This is a genomic window from Fusibacter sp., assembly GCF_057447755.1.
This window is the reverse complement of the sequence record NZ_JBVBZF010000014.1, coordinates 1-25,732: the sequence shown is the minus strand read 5'-3', so window position 1 is coordinate 25,732 and position 25,732 is coordinate 1. Positions and strand designations below refer to the sequence as shown.

The following is a 25,732-nucleotide window of genomic DNA, read 5'->3' as shown; positions in this document are numbered from 1 at the left end:
TTTAAGGTAGTTTCTGTTTGATCCCCAATCACATAGATATCAGTTGGTTTAACTTTGGATTGATTAATGGCAAGTTCCAGTCCCCTTTTATAATCAGGCAATTCTGCAATTAGGTAAAATGGATTTTTATCATAAAATTCAGGATCTTCGTTAATAACTGCATCCATTCCGTTTAGACCTGTTGCAATTACAGGAATATCGCCTTCAAAAATATCATCCTTAATCTCTTTAATCAAGGTTAAGGCATTATTATCAACGGTTATGATTAAGTCTATAGGTGTTTTTGAATATTTTTCCCGATAGATTTTAGCCTGCATATCTCTAAAAATTTGATCTGTATAGTTCTTTGAGTCCAAATACTCGTATCTGAAAATAATATGATTGTATTTTGAATTTAAGGTTTCCACGATACCTTTTTCCGCATCTCTGGTGTGTGCAAAGTCCCGGGCATAAGAAGAAACGATTAAAATATGAATATAATCGTCACGCTCTGCCAATGGTGTATCCAAATAGCCTATGGTTGAACTTATGAGGAGTAGACTTAAAATCACCACTAAAACCATTATTTTTCTCATCTTTACGATTGAACTCACCACCTTCACATGTCAATAATTTACCCAAATTTGTAGTGTTAAAACGTTTATTTGAACATAAAGAAGGCACATTTGATAAAGTAAACTCAAATGTGCCTTAGATTTAGTATGGTTTTCTATTTGACCTTTTCCTCCACCCTTTTTGCCAAAATGGAGATTGCATTTTCCTTTGGATCAACTTCAAATGGTAAACTGATGAAATCAAAAGTGATCAAAGTATCCTTTATACCATATGATGTCGTGAACTCTTGAATGAGGTTTTCGAACTCATTGATCAGTTCTTGTTTTTGGTCGAGCTTGTGCTTTGGCATGATGATCACAGCGCCGTTAGAACCGTAGGTATAAAACTCATCCTCAACGGTCAAATGGCTGCTAAAGTAATGTGTCATAGATTTTAAGATGGCCAGGTCTTTAATATTGACATCAACAGTGGTTTCAGAACTTGTGTGATAGAGAATAAATAAACCGATCATTAGCTCATAACCTTCACGGATTGCCTTCTTAACAGCATTGTAGATGGCCTGATCAATTGCTTTTGGTGATTGATTTGGAATGGCTTTTGACATTTCAATAGAATCTATATGATAGAGTAGTTTTTGCCTTAAGTAGTCATCTTCAAATGGCTTAAGGACATAATCTGAAGCCCCTACTTTAATACCTTTAACAAAAGACCGTCTGGTATTTTGAGCAGTGACGATACAAATGACAATATCTTCCTTTATAGACCTGATATGACTAATCAAATCAAAGCCATCTTCAGGACCAAGTTGAACGTCAATGATCACTAGGTCTATGTTTCTTTCAGGTCCTGAAACTCGGTTTATCGTTTCCATAGAGGTCGTTGCTGTTATAATTTCAGTGTTTGTATTTTCCAGCAGTTTTTTTATGCGATATGAAGTTGTTGTATTAATATCAACCACTAAAATGCCAACCATTTACACCCTCCTACTTTTCTTTTGCTTTTCTTTTCGTTCTGATAAATTGTTCTTCGAGACCTTCGTAACCCTTTGAATACAGTTTTTTCTGGATATCATCTTCTAGTAGGGTTTTTATGAGAACGAGAACCGGCACACCTAGGAACATACCTAATACGCCAAAGGTTGCACCCCCTATGGTCACCGCTAAAATAATCCAAAATGCACTGACGCCTACTGAATCTCCTAGAATAAATGGTCCGATGACCCACCCGTCTAATTGCTGGATAATTAATATGATCAACAAAATCCAAAGGACATTTACAGGTGCGCTAGGCGTTCCAATATAAGTAATGATTGCTGCCGGGACTGCGCCTAAAAATGGTCCGAAATATGGAATCATATTAGTCAATCCAATGATGATGGCAATCAAAAGTTTAAATTCAAAATCAAAAATAGATAGAATTACAAATGAAAGGACACCAATGATAAAGCTGTCTAAGAGTTTACCCACAACAAAATCCTTAAAAATATAATGGGCCTTTCTAGAGGTATACATAATCCAATTTGAATGATGGTCATCAAAATAGGCAAAAATAAGTCTTTTCAATCTTGCAACAAGATCGTTCTTCTCAGCCAGCATATAGATGGAGATAATGAAAGCTACAATAAATGAAATTAACCCTGAAGTGATCTTTTGGATTTCATTTACAAGGAGCAAGACAGCAGTTCCAGTTGCATTGGTCAATTTTTGTAGCATGGGCGTTAGAGCATTGATAATACTCTGCTGAATTTCATTCAAATAAATGTTATTGAAGTCTTGTCTAAAGATGTCATCAAGATTAATATCGGCATCACCTATAGAATTTATAAGTATACTGACGGTATCAACAACACGAGGTACCACTAAAGCACCAAATAGAACTATTATAGAAATAAAAATTGCAAAAGTAATAATAATGGATATAATCCGGTTGAACTTCAATTTCTTTTCGAAGTATCTGACGCAGTAATCCAGGATATAGGCAATAATAAAAGCGTAGACCACAGGCTTTATGCCCTTTGCGATTAAGGTCCAAATTGGCGTTTTTGTTAAAAATAATATGACAATTGTGCCCACAGCAATTAATTTTGCATAGAAATAAAGATTAACATCTTTAAAATTCATCTTTCACCTCATATTGTTATGCTTATAGTATTAATATACCACATCTCATTAGGATTATGCTGAAAATTGGATTAGAAAAACATTACAACTCAATGACAATGGTGAAAAGCGCAAATAAAAAGCGCTAGTTGACATAATATAATTACGTAAACCAACGCTCGATTTTATTTAAACTTTAGATTTTTAGTAATCCGAGGGTTCTGACTGATGACCTGTTACGATCCCAACAGATGATGAAGCACCAATTCTAGTTGCGCCAGCTTCCACCATTTTTAACGCAGTTTCATAATCTCTTACGGCACCTGATGCTTTAACTTCTAAGGCATCACCAACTGTTTTTTTCATGAGCTTGACATCAGCTTCAGTAGCACCACCTGTGCTAAAACCCGTTGATGTCTTAACAAATTGTGCGCCAGCTGCTTTTGAAAGCTCACATGCCTTTACCTTCTCTGCATCTGTCAATAGACAGGTTTCAATAATTACCTTTAAGATGGCCTTGCCTTTGATGGCACCCACCACTGCTTCAATGTCCTTTTGAACATAGTCGTATTTACCATCTTTAAGTGCAGACACGTTGATAACCATATCGATTTCATTTGCCCCATCTTCTACGGCTTTTTTTGCTTCCAAAGCTTTGATTTCGCTTGTGCTTGCCCCAAGCGGAAAACCTATAACTGAAGTCACTTTTACATCCGTTCCCTTTAACTCTTTTGCCACCAATGGCACAAAGTAAGGGTTAACACATACTGAGAAAAAATGATGTTCTTTTGCTTCATCACATACTTTTATGACTTCACGATCTGTAATATTAGGCTTTAAAATCGTATGATCAATATATTTTGCTAAATTCATAAATCCACCTCGTCGCATATTTTAATTAAATCATATAAGGTTAGTACCCAATCGTCAAATGAAAACACGCAATTTTATAAAATATATACAACTACTTTGTATACACCGATTCCTTTAATGAAGCGATAAATGGTAAATTTCTGTACTTTTCAGCATAGTCAATACCATAACCTACGATAAATTCATCTGGAATTTTATAACCTACATAACGGACGTTGATGTTGGCGATTCTTCTTTCTGGTTTATCTAAAAGTGTACATATTTCAAGGCTTCTAGGGTTTCTAGATTTGAAGTTTTCTATTAAATAATTCAGGGTTAAACCGGTATCGATGATATCTTCAACGATGATGACATCTTTTCCCTCGATACTGTAGTCAAGATCTTTTAAAATTTTAACGACGCCAGATGATTCTGTAGAATGTCCATAGCTTGAAGCCGCAATAAAATCAATCATAATTGGAAAGGTAATCTCACGCATTAAATCACACATAAAAACGTTTGCACCCTTTAAAACACCTACTAATAAAAGCTCTTTCCCAAGGTAGTCCTTTGAGATTTGAGCTGCAATTTCCTTTACTTTAGCATTTAATGCTTCTTCAGAAAAAAGAACTTCTTTTACATCATTAATCATTTGTGTACTCCTTAATTTGTTATTAACCTTTAACCGGTTCTTTTCCGATTTACAGTGCAGTTCAGGCACTACTCACCTTAACATAATAACATAAAAAGGCACTTGATATTTGCAAAATTTCTATAAAATCAAAAAAATTATGTGAGGAAGATAAAATCACAGTGTCCAATTCTAAGCTCATCCCCATGCTGTAGGTTGACTTTCCCCTTAACTCTTTGATTATTTACGAAAGTGCCATTAGTCGATTCTAAATCCTCGATTAGGAAGGAAGCCTCACCAGTGTATAGTTTTGCATGCTCACGGCTAATAGAGGTTTCATCTATACTGAGCTCGCACTTATCATCTCGGCCGATTAGACAGGTTTCATAATAGATCTTATAATGAAGGGCGGGCTGGTCTCTTGACAATAGAATGGGATGACGATGGACATAGGATGTCTTTTTTAGAGACTTGCTGGATGTCTGGTTAATATTTTCTAAAGCGCTTGTTGGCATGGCAGTTCCCCTATCTCCCTTGTGACGGGTCATAAGTGCTAATATGGACTTTGGTAGCCACTTCAAAAGCGGCACTGACATTTGAGGTGCATCATTTATGACATTTAACTGGCTTGTTTTTTTTTGAAACCACTGGCAGAGATTGGTCAATGTGAATTCTGATGTCGTTAAAAGACTTGTTAGCTCAGATGACTTAAGAAGGTCAAGCTCTATAAAAAGATGTCTAAAAAATAGGAGCTGTTCCCTTTGAGCTTCGACTTTTGAGCGATCAAGGGGTTGTAAAATCCAGATGAACTGGTCTGATGAAGACTTGTAGTATAAAGCCCTTTCATCAAATCTCGCCATGTCAATACTCAGCATATATTGGTCAAGGACGAGCTGTAGCTTTAACGTGCTTTCAAGTAAGTGATGTATGAGTCTTTGGTTAAAGCGCTGGCTTTCCAGCAATTCATGAACAGAGATTAAACCAGAGATGTCGTATGAGAATGTTGTCTTCTCCCCCTTCTCTTCAATTTCAATCAAGGGGGCCAGCATGTTCAAATGAATATTTTGTAGCATTTTAAGATGAATGGGGTCAACTGGTTGACCCCATAGCGTTTCCGAGTGGAACTTGTTTTTGTTTTCAAGAGTATTCATAGATATACCATCCCTATGGTGCAAGCTTTGAGGCATTTCCAAGGTCGTTTGTATTGATGCCTTCTGTTATACTCTTGAAAATATCACCTATAAAGCCTTTGAACATAAAAGCAAGGCCGATAAGGACAGCCAGTAGGATGACCATTTCGATGGTGCCCAGGCCTCTTTCGTCCTGGACTTTGGCGCTTTTAACCAAGCAAAAGACCTTTCGTGGCAAGAGTGGTAATAAATGATTTAGTAGCATATGTGCCTCCTATAAGTTTATATTTATCATAATTGGTGCAACCACCACCATAATGACGCTAAAGAGTGACAACATCAATAAAAATGTAAGATAAAGACTGGCCTTTTCGGATAATATTCGAACATTCTGAAGCTTTTGTTCCCATAATTCATCATGAAATCTTTCGAGTGCAGCATAAGTGCTGTCACTGCCGGTGAGAAAATTTTGGTTTATAAGACGTGAGAGTTTCCACAATTCGTGAAAATTACATTCTAGCGCAAATAAGTTCAAGGCATTTATGGCTGAAATTTGCTTTGTGATTTTGAGATTTAAAGCATGAAAATTTTGATTATCCTTGTTGGCGACAATAGCCCCCTTTATGGCACTTTCAATGGTCATATCACAAGTCATGTTCAATAGGATCTCTTGGATAAAATTTGCCAGTTCAATCTTAAAGGGATGTGTCTTTACCTTCTTTAAATGAATGGATAAAAGGAATGCGTCCAGTTTGTCATTATAGGGTTTTAACTTTGCTTCGATGGTTTTTAACATATAGCCTCTTTAAATTTCAATTTGGATTATTTTTCTGGATATGACCTTCATCAGGATTAAAAGCGTGAATGAGATTGTCATAATAATATGCCCCAAAAGACTTGAATACAGGGGCGTTAAATATTCTGGTGACATTTGCCTGATCATGAGGATAATGAACATGGGTGCGATACATAGAATCATCTGCTCTGTTTTTTTCTGAAAGAGAATCAGTTCTATTTCGGATTCTGTTCGATGTTTTACATAGAGCTTATCCAAGGTAATGCTGACGATAAAGGATTGGTTGGCACCTGTTTTCATGCTTTGCCTGAGCATCGTGGAAAATCGTTTTGTATCCCTTATGGGAAAAACGGTTTCTAGGATTGACAAAAGCTGATCCCTTGACATCCCCATTTTAATTGCATTGATCAGTTTTTCAAATTTTGACTTCATTTCATGGTCGAAGGTTGAAAAGTGATCTTTTTCATACGAGAGTATGGCTTGTTCAAAGCTCATGCCGATACTGAGGTTTGAATTGATGTAATTTAGAAATTCAATGAGGTGTTGACTAATCTCTCTGGCCTTGTTTCGCTTGTAGAATTGCTTATACTTAGTCAATGCCACCATAGAGATAAGGGGAACAGGAAAAAGTGTGTAATTGTTGTAAAATGCTATAATTCCCAATATATAGAAAGTCAAATCAAAAAAAAAGTGCATGTAATCAAGTTCCTTAAAATTATTTATGAGCTTGTTTAAAATCATAACTGGGCTCTCCTTAATTTGTGATGGTTGGAAAGTCTTGCTTCATAATCGACCATAATGTCACTCGTGTCATAATAATCAAAAATCTTGTTCAAGACATAGTCCTTTTCTGTCTTGCTGACTTCACTAACTTCAGTGATTTTACGTTTACCGTTTGGCAACTTCTCGATGAAGATGATGAGGTCAATGGCAGATATTATTTGACGTCTAATTAAGGTATGGTTGATTTTAGAATGGCTTGAGGCAATAACTTCTAGTCTTATGAGCATATCTATACCAGAATTGGCATGTCCTGTAGACAAAGAACCATCATGCCCTGTATTCATAGCTTGTAGCATATCAATAACCTCCTCGCCCCTTACCTCCCCCACAATTATGCGATCCGGTCTCATACGAAGTGCTGTTTTTATCAAATTAGAAATTGAGATCGTTTGCTGGTTTGAATTGGATTTTTTGACTTCCAAAGTGACCAGATTATCATGTCTCTGTATTTGAAGCTCGGCAGCATCTTCAATGGTAACGATGCGTTCAGACGTGGGTATGTAATGGGTCAAGCAATTTAAAAGTGTTGTTTTACCTGATCCTGTGGAACCGCAGATAAATATGTTTAGCTTACTCCTAATACATTTTTCCAAAAAAAGAGCCAGTTCGTTGGATAGCATTTGATTTTGAATGAGCTCACGTGGATCATTGTAGGTTTGTCTAAACTTTCTAATGGTGACAATTGGACCGTTTAATGCCACTGGTTCAATCACGATATTGACCCTTGAACCATCCTTAAGACGTGCATCCATTATAGGGCTGCCTGTATTTATTGGGCGATCAATTTCAACTGCAATTTTATGGATGAGGCCCATGAGGTGTTCGTGACTTGAGAACTTGAGATTAGAACGTGTTAAAGCACCTTCAGTTTCAATAAATATAGAGTCTGGCCCGTTAATCATGATTTCACTAATACTCTGATCATCTAGTAATGGCTGGATGACATCGTATTTAAAGATCGTATCCCACAATGCGGCTTTTAGTTTCATCTTCATATTGATATCCAAATGACTCAAATTTGATACCTCTTGATGAATGGCTTGTTGAACATGGGCCTCCTCAACTGCTGGAATACGTTCTAATATCTGTGTTTTTAAAGTCTGTATCAATTCGTATGAAATCATCATTCCCCCAAGATTAGAATATATTTCTCAAGTTCTCTACCAAAAGCTGTTCAAAGGTCGTGTTTTGGTCTTTGCAAGTTGAAGTAAAAAGAGGCCTAATATCGCTTGTGCTGGCTATATGTTTGACCTGTTCTATAATATTGAGATTTAATTTAGAGGGGCTATCCCCTATGTAAAAAATATGAGTTGATAATTGAAGCAGTTTCAAATCAAGTTCAGTCTTTATGGGTGATATGTTTAAAATCAAATGATATTTTTTGTTCAGGACACTTAAAATCTCACATATTTGTTCACTTGGTGGTCTAATTTGATCAAGTAATGACTTAAAGAATATCAGTTCAAATATGTGGGGGGTGTTTGTTTTTCTTAAATAGGGTTCAATCATATTTAAAGAGATCTGATTGACGCTATGTAAATCAAAAAGTATGTCAAAATCGGTGTTGAGTGAAAAGGAGCAGATTATAATGGCCCCCCTGATAAAGCCTTCGTTGAAATGTTTAAGTACTGCCTCGTGGGGCACGCCATCCGTCACAAGTGATAGTATTACTTTATCTTGCTTTTGTATGGCTTTTAGGATTTCCAAATAGCTCTGATACTTGTAAATTGAATTTGGCTTCTCCATGACTTCTGATAAAATAATGAACTGTTTATTATGTAACCAATTCGGGACCTTGTGCATTAAAATTTCTTCGAAGATGATGTAATCGCTTTCTGCAATCATTTGTGTTTCAAGTTCTGCACATAAAATGATTTCAGATAAATGTGGTTTTAATTTATGGTAGAGTCTCTCTGTGAAAGGAGAATGCAATAGATAATACAAAGTAACCTCCTAAAATATGGTATATACATTATTATAGATTAAATGTAATAAAATGTAAATAACGAATTCAAAAAAGACAGCTTGCTAAATACAAACTGCCCTAGAGATTATAAATCACTTCTATATTTATACTATTTCATTTGAGATTTTTTACCATAAGGGAACTTGGTGTTGAAGATTTTTTCATTTCGATGCCAAAGAATAGCACCATAGATCAAACCGAAAATGATAAAGAAGACCAGTGTAAATGCAAATTGATATAAGCCGAACTGTGCGTTTGCTTTTGTCACTGCGTTTAAAACCATCATCATAATCCAGTAGATGACATATGTCCCAATCCCCCAACTGAAGACGCCAAACTTGATGATAAATTTGCGTTTGCCCATGTCTCTATTTGCTTGCCAATTGTCATATACCATTTGATTGTACTTATCTTTACGAGTCTGCTTGCCTTGTTGCGGTACAGGCGCTTTTGACTTTTCTTTTTTGCTCATGTTTGCCTCCACTTTATTTGTTTACTCTTATGATGGTATATAAATTTGGACGATTTGTAAAGTGAAATCACAAAGACCACCCGATTATGGGTGGTCTTTGCTTTAAAAGTTTATAAGTTATGAGTAGGATCTGTCAATTAATTATACAGGATGTGTCTTTTGTTCCTTGTCGACGAATTCATTGTCGATTTTATATTTTTGAGTTTGTCTGTATTTAAAATAGTCTTCAGCCACTTGAGGGAACAGGATATAAGATAATACATCCTCTTCTTCTTCGAGGTACTCTTTCATCTTATTGCGTTCAGTCTCAAGTTGAGGTTCAATAATATCTGCTGGTCTACAGGTGATAACTTCTTGTGTGCCAATGATTTTTTCGACAATTTCCTTAGAAATTTCGACTGTAGGCTTGCCGTACATGCCTCGAACATACTCTTTGATTTCCTTAGGAACCATTTTATAACGTTCACCCATAATGACATTAAGTACAGCTTGTGTACCTACCATCTGGCTTGTAGGTGTTACAAGTGGCGGATAACCTAAGTCTTCACGTACTCTAGGTACTTCTTTTAAAACTTCCTCAAATTTCTCAAGTGCATTTTGCGCTTTAAGTTGAGAAACTAAGTTAGAGAGCATACCACCAGGTACTTGGTAGACCAAGGTGTTGATGTCCACACCAAGGATCTTTGGATCTAGAAGACCAGTATCAAGTGCTTTATCTCTAATTGGCTGGAAGTATTGAGTTACTTTATCCAGTTGCTTTAAGTCAAGGCCAGTATCAAACTCAGTCCCTCTTAAAGTGGCAACAAATGGCTCTGTAGGTGGCTGAGAAGTACCGCTAGCAAATGGTGAAATTGCTGTATCAATAATATCTACACCAGCTTCAATTGCCTTTAAATACGTCATAGAAGCGAGACCACTTGTACAATGTGAATGGATTTCAAGTGGCACAGAGATGTTTGACTTGATTGCCTTTACGAGTTTTTCAGTTTCGTAAGGCACTAATAAACCAGACATATCCTTAATACAGATAGAATCTGCACCAAGTTGTTCCATAGACTTAGCAAGGTCAACATAAGTTTCGATTGTATGCACTGGACTTATGGTATAAGAAATGGCAGCTTGTGCGTGTCCACCCTCTTTTTTAGTTGTAATCAATGCTTTTTCAATATTTCTAATATCATTTAAGGCATCGAAAATTCGAATGATATCGATCCCATTGGCAATTGATCTTTTTACGAACTCTTCTACAACATCATCTGCATAATGCTTGTAGCCAAGAATGTTTTGGCCCCTTAATAACATTTGTAATTTTGTGTTTTTAACGTGTTTTCTTAAGGTTCTTAATCTATCCCATGGATTTTCATTCAAGTAACGAAGTGAAGCGTCAAATGTCGCACCACCCCAGCATTCTAATGCGTGATATCCGATTGAGTCTAAGGTTTCTAAAATTGGTATCATTTGATCTGTCTTTAAACGCGTTGCAATTAGCGACTGATGCGCATCTCTTAAAATGGTTTCCGTGATCTTAATAGCAGTCATGGTATTCCTCCTTGCTGATTATAAAAAAATAATATCATTAGTTCGAATAACTGTACAGTTTTTTAAAAAAGTGATATGATGTATATAGTTTATTAATTAAGATTAATCTTCAAATTTCTTAATATAATTAGGGGGTTTTCAAATGGATGCTACTGATTTAAAGATAATCAAAATTTTACAAGAAGATGGCCGTATCTCTATGAAAGAGCTTGGAGCACGTGTAAATCTAACCTCTCCAGCAGTTTCTGAACGTGTAAAAAGGCTTGAGGAAAACGGCATAATTGTGGGTTATACTGCACTTGTTGACCCTAAAAGTTTAAATATGCATGTTGAAGCCATCGTACATGTGGGTATGAAAGTTAGTGCACATGCAAAGTTTAAAAAACTTGCGCTTGACGAATCGGCAATCATCGAATGTCATCATGTTACTGGTGAGGATTGTATGACCGTCAAGGTTGTTTGTCAGGATACTTATGAGCTTGAACATATACTCGATAAGATACAAACAATTGGCAGCACTAAAACAGCCATTATTTTATCAAGTCCATTAAAGCGCAAACCAATTTTACCACTTGAAGAGAATTTATAAGTATATTAAGTTCAAAATGTATTTTTGTATACCGGCATTTTTGTATTATATCTAAAAAACATAACGAAATTATGTTATGAAAATAAAGAATATATAACGAAAGAATTACTTTTGTTGAAGAGCGGACAAAAAAAAGCCTCTAGCATCTTACTAGAGGAAATAGGGGGGAAATTTATTAATAACACCTAATAGATAAACTATTAAGTTATTTGTAATATACCCCCCTTTCCTATTTTTACACAGGAAAATGACGAAAAATAATGAATAATTTATGAACATATTCGGATTGAGCTGGTGATCATATGAAAAAAAACAAACAAGATAATTGGTTTAAATTAGATAATGCAGGAAAGCTTTATCCTTCGATTGCTTCATCGCGTGTCTCCACCATTTTTAGGCTGACCGCAGTCCTTAAAGCGCCCGTAAAAGCAGATTTACTTCAGGAAGCACTTAATATGAGTAGTGAGCGCTTCCCTGTTTTCAATGTAAAATTGAGAAGGGGCATATTTTGGTATTACTTTGAAAAAACAACTGAACCGCCTAAGGTTCATCGGGAACGGTATTTTCCTTGTACCTCTACGGATTTGAGAAATAGCCAGCCTATGCCTTTCAAAATCCTCTATTTTAAAAATAGGGTGCATTTGGAAATTTCACATGCAATAGCAGATGGCGCAGGTGGTCTCATCTTTTTAAAGGATATTATAAGGAACTACTACAATCTCCTTCATCAGTCACATTCAAGTGTGGCGAATGACGAAAGTGAACCCTTCACCAAAGAAACGTTATTGAAGTTTGAGGAAGATGCTTTTAAAACCTACTATGAAAAGAAAATTCCAGGACCGCCTAAGATTGAAAAAGCCTATCACTTCCCCTTTAAACTCATTGAAAAAGGTGAATACAGAATTACCAATGGCACCTATAGTGCTTCTGCCTTTAAAGCCTTGGCTAAGTCAAACAACACTTCCCCTACCAAGATGCTCTTATGTCTTTACTTTGAGATCATTCAAGATTTTATAAAGGAAGTGGATAGGCCAAAGCAAAAGGATTTAAAGCCATTAATTATCAATATGCCAGTGAATTTAAGGTCTATATTTCCTTCTGAGACCATGCGCAATTTTTTTATCAGTGTAACACCAAGCATAGATTTGAGATTAGGCGATTATAGCAGAAAAGAAATTCTGGATTATTTGGATCATTATTTTGCACTTTGCCTTACAGATAAATACTTGAAACGTTACATTTCCAGAAACTTTAAAAATGAGCTATTTTGGCATGTGAGACTGATTCCGCTTTATATTAAGGATTTAGTCATGCCCTTTATATACAATTATTATGGTGAGAGCAGCTATACCAGCAGTTTGTCAAACTTGGGCGTAATTAAAATTGATGAGCCCTATGGCGAATTCATTGAGAAATTAGAGGTATTGCCACCACCAAGTGAAGGCAATATCGTAAAAGCCACTGTCATTACCTACAATGACCTCACGACCATTTCCTTTGGAAGCTTAACAGATGACAGAGTCATAGAAAGGTTGTTTTTTAGGAAGTTGAGAGATGAGGGCTTGACCATAAAAATTGAAACAAATTATTGAGGAGGTGCCCCATGGCATTTTGCAGTAAATGTGGTGTGAGATTAGAGGAACATATTTCAGTATGTCCCCTTTGCGATTATAAAGTACCAGATGATCTGGTTCAAGCGGAGCCTTTGATCAAAGCCTTCCCTGATGCCTTAAACTCTCACGTGAGACAAAGTCATGCCACCAAGAACAAAATATTTTATACTTACTTTATGATCAGTATTGCAGCCATGTCTATCTTGATTGTGCTCAATTCCCTTATAAAACCTGCACATAGGATATTTCAGTATAGCGTCGTTTGTATCATCGCCTCGGTGATTGTTGTATTTTTGCTCCTTGGGTATATTAAACGGGTTGACCGAATCTTCTTTGGCCTTGGTTTAATGACCATGTTCCTGACCCTGATGCTTGACAGTATCGATACCAAGATGACTTGGTCTTTCACATATGCGCTTCCGATTATACTCTTCAGCACCATCGTTTCTATGGTAGTTTCTAGGAAGTACGCAAAAAGTGCCCATACAAACCACTTCATTTTCATCCCAGTATATATCTGTGTGACCCTGGCCATTTTATTGCCTTTTGTGGAGGTTGTCATTGCACTTAATATCATTCACAAAGTTCACCTAAGCTGGTCACTTATTTCTACCATCTCCTTGTTGGCCTTTTCAGGTATCGTAGCTGGGCTTTACTATCAAATGCCTGAGTACATCAAGGAGAGATTAATTCGTTTATTCCACGTATAAAAAAAGCCTACATTAATGCAGACTTAATCGTTTGGTAAAATATGTGGCAAAATATATTGGCACCCTTTGAATTCAAGTGCACACCATCTATTGTGAGGTTTAAATTGCGCTCATCGCTTAATGCGTCAGCTGCAGCCTCAGAAATATGATTGTGTGCATCTTTTATGAAGGCGCTAAAATAGTTATTGAGCAAGTACGATGTTTGAATTTGTTCTTTTAAATAGTGGTCAATGACATTTGCAATTTCAATGATTGTGATTTTTTCCTGAGGTGAAGATGTCCCCTCGTTGAACTCTGTCACGAGTTTTCGAATCTTTTGATTATAAAGATTGCGCTTGATATTGGTAATGGCTTCTAAGTCTTCATTGATGCAAGATAATGTCGTGACAAAGAGCTTTGCATTCGAGAGCTTTCGAATGGCTTTCATAGTTGATAAATAAGTACCTTTAAAGATTTCAGGATCTTTAATCGGTATACTGCCTCTTGTTCTTAAGGTAAAGGCAGTCATTTTAAACATAAACTCCTGCTGTTCGAAAACTGGGAGCAAAATATCGTTGTGACCACCTTCTATGATGATGATATCATAGTCGCTATTTAGTTTTAGGTGTTCTAAAACTCTATTACCAATGCCGATGATGGTATCACCACCAAGGCCTAAATTGGTAAATTCGCAGTCTGGCATAAGCAGCTCTAATTTTTCAAGATAGCTTACCCCTGTGATGCCTTCTGTGATGCTATCCCCTGCTACTAATATTTTCATGATTTAGCCACTCCTGTTTTAATAAGCTGAACATATTTAAGTCTTGGTAAATATTTCTGAAATAAGCGTATTGGCGTAAACAACCTTCAAATTTAAATCCATGGCGGCTTGCAATGAGTTCGCTAGATGGATTATCAGGATAAATTAAAGCCTCAATTCGGTTGAGATCAAAGACTGTAAAACCCCATTCTATAATAGCATCAAGTGCTTCGCTCATATAGCCTTTGTGCCAATAGGTATTGTTGAGTTCGTAACCCATTTCTGCACGTGATGACATTTCATTGAAACCATGAAAGCCACAAGTACCAATTAGTTTGTTTTCTGATTTTAATATAAGGCCCCACCTGATAGATCGTTTGCCTTTAAAACTTTCATTAAATCGATCAATAAACCATGCAGCATCCTTTAATTCAGTGATTGGAAACATACCATACTTTACCATAACCTCTTCTTTTGAAAATATGTCATAGAATGCTTCTAAATAGAAGGGTTCTATTTTGGTCAGTTTTAATCGTTCTGTTTCTAATAATGGAAATGTATTTAGTGCATCTAAATTCATATATTACCCTTCCTATTTTCTTATGATTTAATCTTGCCGTCCAAAACTTCAATCGAAAAGCAATGGGAAATGCTTTAATGTACATGTACACGCTTTATTTTACATGTAGATTAATGAACCTCAATTTATGTTTCTTCATATCTAAAGCCCGTAAAAGCATATATCGTATCGAGTTTTGTGGTTGTTTTAAGTTTTAAATAACCTTCAATACCAGTGCAATGATTTACGTATAAATGTTTGACGTTCATGGCTTCAAATTGCTCGATGTACTGGTCTAAGATATTGACAATCTTACTGCTGAAGTGCATGCCGCCAGCGACAAATTCTATTGGCTTCCCTTGAATTAACATTGAAGCTGTTTTAATGATGTTTAGGATACCCTTATGGGAACATCCAGTAAACAAGTAGTGTTTTGTATTCTCTGTGACGAGTAAAAACAACTCATCTTGGAAGGGATCCATTATATAGTTTCGATCGCGTTTAACAAAAAAAGAGGCTTTAGAATCAAATGATTCTGCAAACTCATTTATATTGGCAACCAACTTTATACCAGGGACTATTTCAAAATCTTCGTCAACGAAAATGAAATCGTTGGGATATTCATCAAATGGCTTATTGAGTTTTAAGCCGATTTCTCGATAATCACGACTATATTTTTCCATCACCGCCTGGGATTTGAGATATATTTTTGCAGTATGATTAATTGCCAAGAAGGACTCTAAACCACCACAATGATCGTAATGACCATGGCTTAAGACGACAAAGTCAATCGTTTCAAGATCCTCATCCAAATAGCCAGCATTATGAATAATAGCGCCGGTTTGGCCCGTATCAAAGAGTATTTTCTTGTCGCCTGTTTTAATGATAAAGGATAAGCCGTGTTCAGCTGTTAAAACTTCACCATAAACGATGTTGTCAATCAGAGTTAAAAATTCCATGATTACACTTCCTTATAACTTTTATCAATACTATTTTATCACATTATGAGTGGGACACAAGAAACTATGATTTAAAAATGGACATGTCGTTTTCAATGATTTGAAAGGACATGTCCACTTATTATAGATCGTTAGTTCTCATCCAGCTTTGAGCAAGAATCTTCAAAAGCGAGTAGATGCTGCAAAACTGGGTTTTGGCGTTAAATGATTGATTAAATGCAAGAATACTAGAGCTTGTATAGGTTGATTTGACTGTTGAGCTCTTGCATCATTTCGTTCAGTGTATCAATACTTGCTGTAATTTCTTCTACGTTTGCACTCTCTTCTTGCGAAGCAGCACTTATGCCCTCGATGTTGCTGGCATTTTTATTTGAAATAGCGTTTACGATTTCGGTTTTTTCCAGTACATTTTTTTGAAGTTTTAGAATAGATTCGATTTTACTTTCAAGAGAAGATACATTGAACAAAATAGCACCAATATATTGTTCTGTTGACTCATATTGTTTAATAGTATCTTCAATTTCACGATTCGACTTCAAAATAAGGTCGTGGTTAGTGGTCGTAATTTCGTTAGAAGCCTTTATTTCATTTAAAACTGACTTGATGATTGAATCAATTTCAGAAACGGACTGTCCTGACTCTTCAGCAAGCTTTCTGATTTCTTCAGCAACGACTGCAAAGCCTCGCCCTTGTTCACCAGCTCTTGCGGCTTCAATCGAGGCATTTAGGGCTAAGAGATTGGTCTGATCCGCGATACTTCTTATGGTTTCAATAATTCCAAGTATTGCCCCTGATTTTTCAAAGAGGTCATTCATTTTTTGATTTAGGGTATTAAAGCCAACCTCTGTTTCAACAAATTGAGCCTTCATATGCCCCATTTGCCTGCTTGAGATTTCTGTGCTTTTCTTGACATCATTACCGTCCTTGATTGCTGTGGAAATCGCTGAAGACATTTCTGATACGTGGTTTGAAAGTGAATGACTGTCTTGAGTAAGATGAACCATATTGGAAACCTGTTCAGAAATATTTTCCGAAGTTTCACCTAAAGCAGCTGTGGTCTCTTGAATCATTCCAGAGATGGTATGACTTGATTCTTGAACCGACATAAAGTTGTGGCTGATGTTGTTTGAAATATTTTGAACCCTAGAGATCAGAAGTTTATTGTTGGCTTGAAGTGTACTTAAGGCATCAGCTAACAATTTGAATTCACCCTTATAGTTTGTGTTGATTGGATTTGAAAGATCGTATTCAGCAAGCCTGTTACAATCTTCTGCAAGCGCTTGTATCGGTTTAAGTGAACGATTGATGATTAGGGTTAGCATCAACCCTATAATCATAAGTGCAATCACAGTGAAGACCACAATTAGGATGAAGGTTTGATAAGTATCAGCAACCTCTGATGTTACGTTAAAATCCGTACCGAGAAAGGCGATTACTTGGTTTTGGCTGTTCAAAATCGGGAAGTAGTTGGTGAAGAGCACCATGCCCTCGTAGTCTTCAAATTCGCCGTAGAGTGGCTTTTTTGTAGCATTGACTTCGTCATAGAATGGCGTATATTCCGTCTCAATTGGCTCTAAATAGCCTGCTGTATCCTCATCCTCTGAGAGACCATCTAATAAATAGGCATAACCATCATCTGTTTTCACAACAATGTGCAGATACTCAATTGTGGAAGCGTCTCTAATGATCATCAAGCTCCTTTTAATTGAGAGATAAGCATCACTTTCGTCGCTATTTTCCTTCAAAATAGTATTTAAGGTGTCTTCGTCAAATCTGTTTTCGACTGCCTTAAGTGTGCCATCCGCTACGTCTATCATCCTTTTGTCAAGAGCACTCGTCAGTGAATAATAAGTAAAGGTTGTTGTAAAAATAAGTAAAACTAAAATTGACAATAAGGTGATTCTTACGATTTTGGTGCTTATTTTGTTCTTGATGCGATTGTGTTTCATTGTAAGCCTCCTAGACCTTTTCTGTTGTGTGAATAGTTTAACATATATGTTCAAAAAGGTCATGAACGAATTGTGTTCAAATGCCTTAAAAGTGTAAACAAATTGTAACAAGACGTTACATTGTGTCGTTTTATATTGTAAAAAAACAACTCCTTTATTGTGAGGAGTTGTTTTAGACTTTTAAGTTCAAACTGATTTGGATTTTCAATTTTGATTTGGAAAAAATCGGTATGAAAAACCTCTAGCCATATATCCCATTTTTTGATAGATGGACTGACCCATTGCTGATGCGTCTAATATGACAAAGGCCGCTTTATTTTCGAATAGAGCCTGTGTAAGGTGGTATGTGAGCATTGCCCCATAGCCTCTTCCCCTATGTGTTTTGACGGTAGCAATCATATAGATGCCACCTACAGAGGTATGGAAATCTATTTTGTTTATAAAGCCAATTCCTGCACTCACGGGAACTTCATCTTCAAAACCAACCATCAAAATATATCTCGAATCCTCTAGTGTGTGTGAAAACAGTTTGATCATATGGTCAAGTGGCATGGTCATATTCTCGAAGAGGCCTTTGGCGATGACACTACACCACATTTTAAGATCAGATACACCGCTAACGCTTTGTAAGGTATAATCAGAATTCGGTTCCTTTGGTTTGATAAGGGCATTCATATGGACTGTCATAATCGGAAGCTTGTCATGAACAACATTTCGTTTTAACAAGCACTCAATTTTGGGCCGATTTAAGTCTGTGTCTCCCATAAAAATAGTTGATGGAAGTCGATTAAAGCGTATTTCCCGAATCATGGTATCTACATATGAAATGTCAAAATCCGTTATGGTACTGCTGTAAAGATAGGGTCTCAAATCCATAAACTTTACAGGACCCTGATCTTCAATTAGACACTTGTTTAACTCAGCGATATTTCTAAAAAGCGCATTTCGATTATTTTGAAGGATTAAACCATAATCCATGAGCATGCCTCCTAAATAATACATTGCTTGTCAAAGTTTTTTGTAAACAGCCTATCTTTCTTCTCTAAAGTAAGGAATACTAAGACCCTTAGGCGGCGCATTTTCTTTAGACTGCTTAACAGAACTTAACACCAAGACAATGATTGTTACTAAATAGGGTAACATATCCAAAAGGTTTTGTGAAATGTTAAATTGCTGAAGTCTAAAGCCGATGATGCTTAAACCACCAAATAAATAGGCACCAAATAAAGCTTTATAAGGATTCCATTTGCAAAAAATAACCAGTGCAATGGCAATCCATCCCCTACCAGCTGTGATGTTGTCCTGCCACTGCGGGACCTCAACGATGGATAAATAAGCACCACCGAGACCGCATAGTGCACCACCAATTAAGATGTGCACATATTTGATGAGGTTGACGTTTACACCAGAAGCATCTGCTGCGGCTGGATTTTCACCAACAGCGACTAAGCTTTGGCCCATTCGAGTCTTGTAGAGATAAATGCCTGACAAAATGGCAACAAAATAGCCGAAATAAATGAAAATATCTTGATTGAATACGATATTTCCGATCAATGGAATCTTTGATAATAAGGGAATTTCAATTGGCTTATAAAAATCTATAATGACTTCAGATAATTTTTTACCAACAAAAGCAGTTCCGATATAGCTTGATAGACCTGCACCGAAAATAGTAAGTGAAAGTCCTGAAACGACTTGATTGGCTCTTAGGGTTACTGTTAAAAAACCATAAATGAGAGCAGATGCGGCACCAGCAAGCATGGCTGCTATAATGGCCAAGAGTGGATTTTCAGTATATAAACCTACACCGAATCCAGCAACAGCACCAATTAACATCATACCTTCAACACCTAGATTCAAGTGACCCGCTTTCTCGGTAATCAATTCACCCAATGTGGCAAAAAGCAAAGGCGTCCCTGCAATAATGACAGCGGTTAAAAATGCAGTAATCATGCTGTTCCCTCCTTTTTACTGTTTTTAGGGAGTAATTTATATTGAACGAAAAACTCGCTACCGATGACAAAGAATAAAATAATACTTTGAAGGACATCTGCAGCTGCTTGTGGAATTTGGAATGCTGTTTGAATGAAGCTACCACCCTTGATCATGGCTGCGAATAAAACTGAAACTGGAATAATTACTGCAGCATTAAGTGCAGACAACCAAGTGGTAATAATTGCAGTATACCCATAACCAGCAGAGAGAGATGGTGTGAGTGTTTGATTTACAGCAGAAGCCTCCATCATGCCCACGATACCACAGATACCACCACTGATGAAAAGTGCATTTAAGATGACTTTGTTCACATTGATGCCTGAGTATTTTGCAGTATCAATACTCTCGCCTACAACAGCCACTTCATAACCTTTTTTTGAGTATTTCATCATTACGGTGACGATGATAACGATGACAAGTGTAATGACCCAACCCATGTGGATGCCTAGAAATTTTGGTAAGATAGCCGCATCGGGGAAATTTGCAATCTTGGGAAAGCCCATGGATTTAGGATCCTTCCAAGGACCGTATTGGAGATAGGTAATCCACTTGATTGCGATATAATTGAGCATTAAAGTGATAATGGTTTCGTTTGTGTCAAACTTTACTTTTAAGAAAGCAGGTAAAAGTGCCCACAAGCCACCACCGATAAAACCAGCAATAAACATAAGGAGAAGTAATAATGGTTTAGGTAGTGTTGTAAAGTTAAGTGCAATGAAACTTGCAAAAAACGCCCCCATTAAAATTTGACCTTCAGCACCGATGTTCCAAAATTTCATTTTGAAGGCAATCATAATACCAACTGAAGTCAAAATTAAAGGAATTGCTATGGTTAAAGTATCCTTGATTCTAAAAGCAGAACCAAAAGCACCAATAAACATTGATGAAAAAACTTGGATCGGGTTATGGCCCATAATAGCAATAAATAATCCTGCTGTTACCAGGGCGCATAATATTGAAACGACTCTAATAATAGCAGCCTTGTTTGATGTCATATCAGTTCGTTTAACCATTCTTAACATGAAATCGCCTCCCCTGCCATCATTAGACCTAAGTCTTCTTTTGTTACAGTATCTGCTTTAACGATACCAGTAATTTTACCGTCACAAAGGACCATAATTCGATCGCAAAGCTCAAGTAAAACATCGAGGTCTTCGCCGATAAAGAGCACAGCAACACCCTTTTGTTTTTGATCGTTTATCAAATCGTAAATGGTATGAGAAGCGCCTATATCAAGACCTCTAACAGCATATGCCGTAATGAGAACATGGGGATTGGTTTCAATCTCACGTCCGATAAGGACCTTTTGTATATTACCACCTGATAATTGTTTTATAGGATGGTGAATGCCAGGCGTTTTAATCTCCAATTGGTTAATCATGGCTTCACATTTTGCCATGATTGGTTTTCTTTTAAGGAATATTCCCGTTTGGTTATGGTGAGCCTTCAAGAGATAGTTGTCCACCATGTCCATAGACGCAACAAGACCCATCCCCAATCGATCCTCTGGTATAAAACTCATGGTGATGCCTCTTTTGATGATATCTCTTGGTGAAAGTCCCAAAATATTTTCATCATTGTACATAATTGAACCTGAGTTTACAGAGTAAAGACCTGCGATGGCTTCACATAATTCCTTTTGACCACTGCCCACAACACCGGCAACCCCTAAAATTTCGCCTTCAAAAAGATCAAAGCTTACCCCATCAAGTACCTTTACCTTGTCTTGATCATAAGCCATTAAATCATTAACCTGTAGCGCCGCTTTGCCGCGGTTAACCATAGGTCTTTTTATGGAGAGATTAACAGATTTACCGACCATTAAATCAGTGAGTTCTTTTGGTGATGACTCTTTAGTATTGACCGTTGCAACAGTTGTACCCTTGTGGAGTACTGTGACACGGTCAGAGATTTCCATAACTTCATGAAGCTTATGTGTGATGATGATCACTGCACAGCCTTCATTTGCCATATTTTTGATAATTTTAAAGAGCTTTTCAGTTTCCTGAGGTGTAAGCACTGCTGTGGGTTCATCCATGATGAGGATATCTGCACCCTGATAAAGGACTTTTAAAATCTCAACGGATTGCTTTTCACCGATTGACATATTGTAGACTTTTTTATCTGGATCTATTGGAATGCCATAGTGTTCTGATATGGCTTTGATTTCTGAACTGATTTTTTTCTCATTAACAAAAATGGATCCAGTCTGTCCAAGTATAATATTAGCCTTGGCTGACTGCACCTCTACGAGTTTGTAATGCTGATGGATCATGCCGATCTTTTGAGCGATGGCATCTTTTGGGGAATTGAACTTAACTTCTTTACCATGTATAAAAACAGAACCGCTGTCAGGCTTATAAATACCTGACAGCATGTTCATGAGTGTACTCTTACCTGCTCCGTTTTCACCGAGCAATGCATGAATTTCACCTTTATTTACACTAAAATTGATATTGTAATTAGCTCTAACCGACCCAAAAGTTTTACAAATATTATTCATTTGCACGAAAACTTCTTGTTGCATCGTGAGCTCCTATCTATTCGATTTTACCTTCTACACCTTTAACAAACCACATCATGTTCAACATTTCTTCATCTGTTAAAGATTTGCCTTCTTCAACTGCAACTTCACCAGCTTGATTCATAATTGGGCCAGAGAAAACAACTAAAGAACCATCTAAGATTTTAGCAGTAGCAGCATCAACTGCTTCTTGTGCGCCTGCTGGTGCATTTTCAGTAAGTGGTGCAAGTCTAACGATATCATCGTTCATGCCACCCCAGTATGAAGCAGAAGCAAAAGTACCATCCATTACACTTTGAACTGCTGCAGTGTAATAAGGTCCCCAGTTCCAAACTGGTGCAGTCATGTAAGCTTTTGGTGCCATGGTGCTCATATCTGTATTGTAACCAATTGAGAATGCGCCTCTTTCTTCAGCAGCCTGTTGAGGACCTGTTGTATCTTGATGTTGAGCAATAATATCAACACCTTGATCTAATAAAGAGATTGCAGCTTCTTTTTCTTTTGCTGGATCATACCAAGTTGAAGTCCAAACAACTTTTACAGTTGCGTCTGGGTTAACAGATTGAACGCCTAATGTAAATGCGTTGATACCTCTGATTACTTCAGGGATTGGGAATGCAGCAACATAACCAATTGAGTTAGATTCTGTTTTTAAACCAGCTACGATACCAGAAAGATATCTAGCTTCATACATTCTACCGAAGTAGTTTGACATGTTTTCAGTTGTTTTGTAACCTGAACAATGGAAAAATGCTACTTCAGGGAACTCTTTTGACATTTTTTCTGTATAATCCATGTGACCAAAGCTTGTCGTGAAGATTGCTTTAGCACCTTGATCTACCATGTTTCTAATTTCTTGTTCAACTTCTTGAGTTTCAGGAACAGATTCTTTATAGATTGTTTTAACGCCTAATTGCTCTTCTAAATATAATCTACCTTGGTCATGAGCATAAGTGTAACCACCATCTCCGATTGGTCCAACATAGATAAAGCCAACGATCATATCTTCTGGTGCGATTGTAGTTGCAGCTTCTGGAGCAGCTGTTTCAGTAGTTGCAGTTTCAGTAGTAGCTGGTGTTGTAGTCTCTGCTGGTTTAGATGAACAACCTGTCATAGCAAAGATGAGCATAAAGACAACTAATAAAGATAATAGTTTTTTCATTTCCTTCTTCTCCTTTAATTTCGCTAATTAGCGTACTGGGTTTTGTTCGATAAATGTAATTTTTCCATCTTCAAAACGATTTACAATAGCCAAAGATTCTAAGTGGATCTTCTTATCTCTCAATATTTGCCCCCCCTCTTGGAAGCCTTTTTCAATGACGATACCGATACCCTCTAGGGTGGCACCTGCTTGATCAAGAATTTCCATGAGGCCTAGCGCCGCACGACCATTTGCCAAGAAATCATCTAAAATTAAGATGTGATCATCACTTGATAAATAGCGCTTGGAAACTTGGACGTCATAATGAGCTTTTTTAGTAAAAGAATAAACACTGCTTTTGTACGTTTCTGCATCTAAATTTTTAGATTGGGTTTTCTTTGCGAAAACCACAGGAACGTCAAAGTAGATTGCAGCTATTGAAGCAATACTGATTCCCGAAGCCTCAATGGTTAAAATTTTAGTGATTTTTTTATCCTTGAAGCGTTTGTGAAACTCCTTGCCAATTTCTTGCATTAACCTGATATCGATCTGGTGGTTTAAAAAAGAATCCACTTTTAAGATTTCAGGACCTACCGTAGTGCCTTCTTTTAAAATTTTTTGCTTTAATAATTCCATTCACTTTTCCTTTTGTTTGTCTTTAGATGTAAAAAAACTCTGCCAAAGGCAGAGTTCTTGAAAAACTTGAGATAAACCATAACACAAACAAAGCATTGATCAGGTGCCAAGTCGTACCATAGAAAAACTCAAATTTTACCGAACCCGTAGCCTGTAACTATTTAAGGTAGTTTGTAGAAACGTTTGAACCATATTATCAAACTTATACGAGTAATCATTTAATTGTAATCACGAACAATCAAATAGAAAATGATGTTCATGTTTGTATTTTAAACTAGAAAGCTCATAAAAGCAAGTCTTTTATGAGCATTTTTCGTAAAAATACATCGATTTACTATACCATTAAAATTCCATAATTTCAATCCTATATTTGCACTTCTTGATATCTGTAACAATCAATCGTATGGTCGTTCACCATACCCACAGCTTGCATATAGGCATAGCAAATCGTGGTACCACAAAACTTGAAGCCTCTCTTTTTAAGAGCCTTACTCATGGCATCACTTTCAGGGGTGCTTACTGGCACTTCGCTCATAGTCTTAAAGGCGTTTATGATAGGTTTTCCACCTACGAACTGCCATATAAAGGCATCGAAACTCCCAAATTCTTCTACAACTTTCAAATAGGCAATGGCGTTGGACCGAACAGAAAATACCTTTAAGCGATTTCTTATAATTCTAGGATCAAGTAAAATTTCTTCTAGCCTTTCGTCAGTATATTTGCTGACCTTGTTAGGGTCAAAATTCTCGAAAACCAGGTTGTAATCCTCACGTCTCTTTAAAATGGTCAACCAGGATAGTCCTGCTTGAGCGCCCTCAAGGTTTAGCATTTCAAAGAGTTTTAAGTCATCGTGAACTGGTACTCCCCATTCCTTGTCATGATAGTCATGATTTAGTTCGTGAGATTCTGCCCACCCGCATCTTTTCTTTGCCATTTTGAATTCTCCTTTTAACTTTAATGCTTCATTATGAGTATTTAATCATATTTTATAGTTGATGCACAAAAGTGCGATATTCATGTTCTAAGATTGACATCACCAACATATCGTCATACTTTCCATTGTATAGAACGCTCTCTCTCATGATGCCTTCCTCTACAAACCCTTCAGATTTATAGAGATGAATACCTCTTTCATTAAAGGTCTTAACATCTAGCCAGAGACGATGCGCTTTGAGTTCTTCAAAAATATATTGCTTCATTAATATAAAGGCTTGTCGGCCATAGCCGTTTCCTTTATCCGTAATGACGATTCTCTTAAGTTCAATGTTGTTGCTCTTGTTTTTTAACCCTGCAACCAGCATATAGCCAATCTTTTTACCGGTTTTGGAATCTTCTATAATGATATGCATTTGATCTTCATCCCCAATTGCACTGAGATGCTGGTCGATGGTCCATTGGCTTATAAATCGTGAATTTTCAGCGTCACTTTCTGCCGTTTTGACAAACTCTAAATCAGCAGATAGAGTTGCCCTGCATTTTATATGGTCGTTTTCTA

27 protein-coding genes, 1 pseudogene and 1 riboswitch are annotated in these 25,732 nt (G+C 36.8%); of the genes and pseudogenes, 3 read left to right on the top strand and 25 right to left on the bottom strand.

The genetic code is table 11. The features are described 5' to 3' along the window. The 13 genes and pseudogenes from AC220I_RS05370 to AC220I_RS05310 form a co-directional block, all read right to left on the bottom strand. Positions 1–575: pseudogene (locus AC220I_RS05370) on the bottom strand (hypothetical protein); the annotation flags it as partial. 134 nt (positions 576–709) lie between these two features. After that, positions 710–1,528, bottom strand: coding sequence for a response regulator (locus tag AC220I_RS05365; RefSeq protein WP_486722794.1), 819 nt, complete (start codon positions 1,526–1,528; stop codon positions 710–712). Positions 1,529–1,538: 10 nt separating this feature from the next. Then, positions 1,539–2,675 (bottom strand): AI-2E family transporter, encoded by a 1,137-nt coding sequence (locus AC220I_RS05360; protein WP_486722793.1) that lies wholly within the window; start codon positions 2,673–2,675, stop codon positions 1,539–1,541. A 183-nt stretch (positions 2,676–2,858) separates the two neighbouring features. Beyond that, the gene (gene deoC / locus AC220I_RS05355; RefSeq protein ID WP_486722792.1) at positions 2,859–3,527 is read right to left on the bottom strand and encodes a deoxyribose-phosphate aldolase; all 669 of its coding nucleotides are present in this window, start codon (positions 3,525–3,527) and stop codon (positions 2,859–2,861) included. A gap of 91 nt (positions 3,528–3,618) precedes the next feature. Further along, positions 3,619–4,158 (bottom strand): hypoxanthine phosphoribosyltransferase, encoded by a 540-nt coding sequence (gene hpt, locus AC220I_RS05350; protein ID WP_486722791.1) that lies wholly within the window; start codon positions 4,156–4,158, stop codon positions 3,619–3,621. Between the two features lie 137 nt (positions 4,159–4,295). Further along, on the bottom strand, positions 4,296–5,288 hold the full coding sequence (locus tag AC220I_RS05345; protein WP_486722790.1) for an FHA domain-containing protein: 993 nt from the start codon (positions 5,286–5,288) through the stop codon (positions 4,296–4,298). Between the two features lie 13 nt (positions 5,289–5,301). After that, positions 5,302–5,532 carry a Flp1 family type IVb pilin gene (locus AC220I_RS05340; RefSeq protein WP_486722789.1) on the bottom strand — a complete coding sequence of 77 codons (231 nt, stop codon included), beginning with the start codon at positions 5,530–5,532 and terminating at the stop codon, positions 5,302–5,304. A gap of 9 nt (positions 5,533–5,541) precedes the next feature. Further along, positions 5,542–6,063, bottom strand: a complete 522-nt coding sequence (locus AC220I_RS05335) for a hypothetical protein (RefSeq protein ID WP_486722788.1) — start codon at positions 6,061–6,063, stop codon at positions 5,542–5,544. Positions 6,064–6,072: 9 nt separating this feature from the next. Continuing rightward, entirely contained in the window at positions 6,073–6,804 is a 732-nt protein-coding gene (locus tag AC220I_RS05330; RefSeq protein WP_486722787.1) for a type II secretion system F family protein, read from the bottom strand. Next, on the bottom strand, positions 6,801–7,970 hold the full coding sequence (locus tag AC220I_RS05325) for a TadA family conjugal transfer-associated ATPase (RefSeq protein ID WP_486722786.1): 1,170 nt from the start codon (positions 7,968–7,970) through the stop codon (positions 6,801–6,803). The genes AC220I_RS05330 and AC220I_RS05325 overlap by 4 nt, the downstream gene beginning before the upstream one ends. 13 nt (positions 7,971–7,983) lie before the next feature. Beyond that, positions 7,984–8,790 (bottom strand): hypothetical protein, encoded by an 807-nt coding sequence (locus AC220I_RS05320; protein ID WP_486722785.1) that lies wholly within the window; start codon positions 8,788–8,790, stop codon positions 7,984–7,986. A gap of 131 nt (positions 8,791–8,921) precedes the next feature. Further along, on the bottom strand, positions 8,922–9,284 hold the full coding sequence (locus AC220I_RS05315) for a hypothetical protein (protein WP_486722784.1): 363 nt from the start codon (positions 9,282–9,284) through the stop codon (positions 8,922–8,924). A 141-nt stretch (positions 9,285–9,425) separates the two neighbouring features. Continuing rightward, positions 9,426–10,823: an oxaloacetate decarboxylase subunit alpha gene (locus AC220I_RS05310; RefSeq protein ID WP_486722783.1), complete on the bottom strand. Its 1,398-nt coding sequence runs from the start codon at positions 10,821–10,823 to the stop codon at positions 9,426–9,428. Between the two features lie 142 nt (positions 10,824–10,965). Between AC220I_RS05310 and AC220I_RS05305 the strand changes: the two genes are divergently transcribed. The 3 genes from AC220I_RS05305 to AC220I_RS05295 all read left to right on the top strand — a co-directional run bounded on the left by AC220I_RS05305 (position 10,966) and on the right by AC220I_RS05295 (position 13,735). After that, positions 10,966–11,412 carry an Lrp/AsnC family transcriptional regulator gene (locus AC220I_RS05305; RefSeq protein WP_486722782.1) on the top strand — a complete coding sequence of 149 codons (447 nt, stop codon included), beginning with the start codon at positions 10,966–10,968 and terminating at the stop codon, positions 11,410–11,412. A gap of 302 nt (positions 11,413–11,714) precedes the next feature. Continuing rightward, positions 11,715–13,004: a hypothetical protein gene (locus AC220I_RS05300; protein ID WP_486722781.1), complete on the top strand. Its 1,290-nt coding sequence runs from the start codon at positions 11,715–11,717 to the stop codon at positions 13,002–13,004. A gap of 11 nt (positions 13,005–13,015) precedes the next feature. After that, on the top strand, positions 13,016–13,735 hold the full coding sequence (locus AC220I_RS05295) for a DUF6320 domain-containing protein (protein ID WP_486722780.1): 720 nt from the start codon (positions 13,016–13,018) through the stop codon (positions 13,733–13,735). A 7-nt stretch (positions 13,736–13,742) separates the two neighbouring features. On the opposite strand, the gene AC220I_RS05290 is transcribed toward AC220I_RS05295, so the two are convergent. From AC220I_RS05290 to AC220I_RS05235, 12 genes are all read right to left on the bottom strand, one after another. Further along, a complete protein-coding gene (locus AC220I_RS05290; protein WP_486722779.1) occupies positions 13,743–14,495 on the bottom strand; it encodes an SGNH/GDSL hydrolase family protein in 753 nt (250 codons plus the stop codon). Next, entirely contained in the window at positions 14,470–15,054 is a 585-nt protein-coding gene (locus AC220I_RS05285) for a GNAT family N-acetyltransferase (RefSeq protein ID WP_486722778.1), read from the bottom strand. The genes AC220I_RS05290 and AC220I_RS05285 overlap by 26 nt, the downstream gene beginning before the upstream one ends. A 125-nt stretch (positions 15,055–15,179) precedes the next feature. After that, positions 15,180–15,992 carry an MBL fold metallo-hydrolase gene (locus AC220I_RS05280; RefSeq protein WP_486722777.1) on the bottom strand — a complete coding sequence of 271 codons (813 nt, stop codon included), beginning with the start codon at positions 15,990–15,992 and terminating at the stop codon, positions 15,180–15,182. 227 nt (positions 15,993–16,219) lie between these two features. Next, a complete protein-coding gene (locus AC220I_RS05275; protein ID WP_486722776.1) occupies positions 16,220–17,941 on the bottom strand; it encodes a methyl-accepting chemotaxis protein in 1,722 nt (573 codons plus the stop codon). Between the two features lie 204 nt (positions 17,942–18,145). Then, positions 18,146–18,919, bottom strand: a complete 774-nt coding sequence (locus tag AC220I_RS05270) for a GNAT family N-acetyltransferase (protein WP_486722775.1) — start codon at positions 18,917–18,919, stop codon at positions 18,146–18,148. A 51-nt stretch (positions 18,920–18,970) separates the two neighbouring features. After that, positions 18,971–19,894, bottom strand: a complete 924-nt coding sequence (locus AC220I_RS05265; protein ID WP_486722774.1) for an ABC transporter permease — start codon at positions 19,892–19,894, stop codon at positions 18,971–18,973. Beyond that, positions 19,891–20,958 carry an ABC transporter permease gene (locus AC220I_RS05260; RefSeq protein WP_486722773.1) on the bottom strand — a complete coding sequence of 356 codons (1,068 nt, stop codon included), beginning with the start codon at positions 20,956–20,958 and terminating at the stop codon, positions 19,891–19,893. Before AC220I_RS05260 ends, AC220I_RS05265 begins: the two co-directional genes overlap by 4 nt. Beyond that, positions 20,952–22,463 (bottom strand): ABC transporter ATP-binding protein, encoded by a 1,512-nt coding sequence (locus AC220I_RS05255; RefSeq protein ID WP_486722772.1) that lies wholly within the window; start codon positions 22,461–22,463, stop codon positions 20,952–20,954. Before AC220I_RS05255 ends, AC220I_RS05260 begins: the two co-directional genes overlap by 7 nt. 13 nt (positions 22,464–22,476) lie before the next feature. Continuing rightward, positions 22,477–23,622 (bottom strand): BMP family ABC transporter substrate-binding protein, encoded by a 1,146-nt coding sequence (locus tag AC220I_RS05250; protein WP_486722771.1) that lies wholly within the window; start codon positions 23,620–23,622, stop codon positions 22,477–22,479. A 27-nt stretch (positions 23,623–23,649) separates the two neighbouring features. Continuing rightward, complete coding sequence (locus AC220I_RS05245; protein ID WP_486722770.1) at positions 23,650–24,237, bottom strand: xanthine phosphoribosyltransferase; 588 nt, start codon at positions 24,235–24,237, stop codon at positions 23,650–23,652. A 127-nt stretch (positions 24,238–24,364) separates the two neighbouring features. Continuing rightward, positions 24,365–24,467, bottom strand: a riboswitch (purine riboswitch). A gap of 134 nt (positions 24,468–24,601) precedes the next feature. Continuing rightward, complete coding sequence (locus AC220I_RS05240; RefSeq protein ID WP_486722769.1) at positions 24,602–25,171, bottom strand: DNA-3-methyladenine glycosylase I; 570 nt, start codon at positions 25,169–25,171, stop codon at positions 24,602–24,604. A 52-nt stretch (positions 25,172–25,223) separates the two neighbouring features. Next, a partial coding sequence (locus AC220I_RS05235) for a GNAT family N-acetyltransferase (protein ID WP_486722768.1) occupies positions 25,224–25,732 on the bottom strand: 509 nt, incomplete at its 5' end.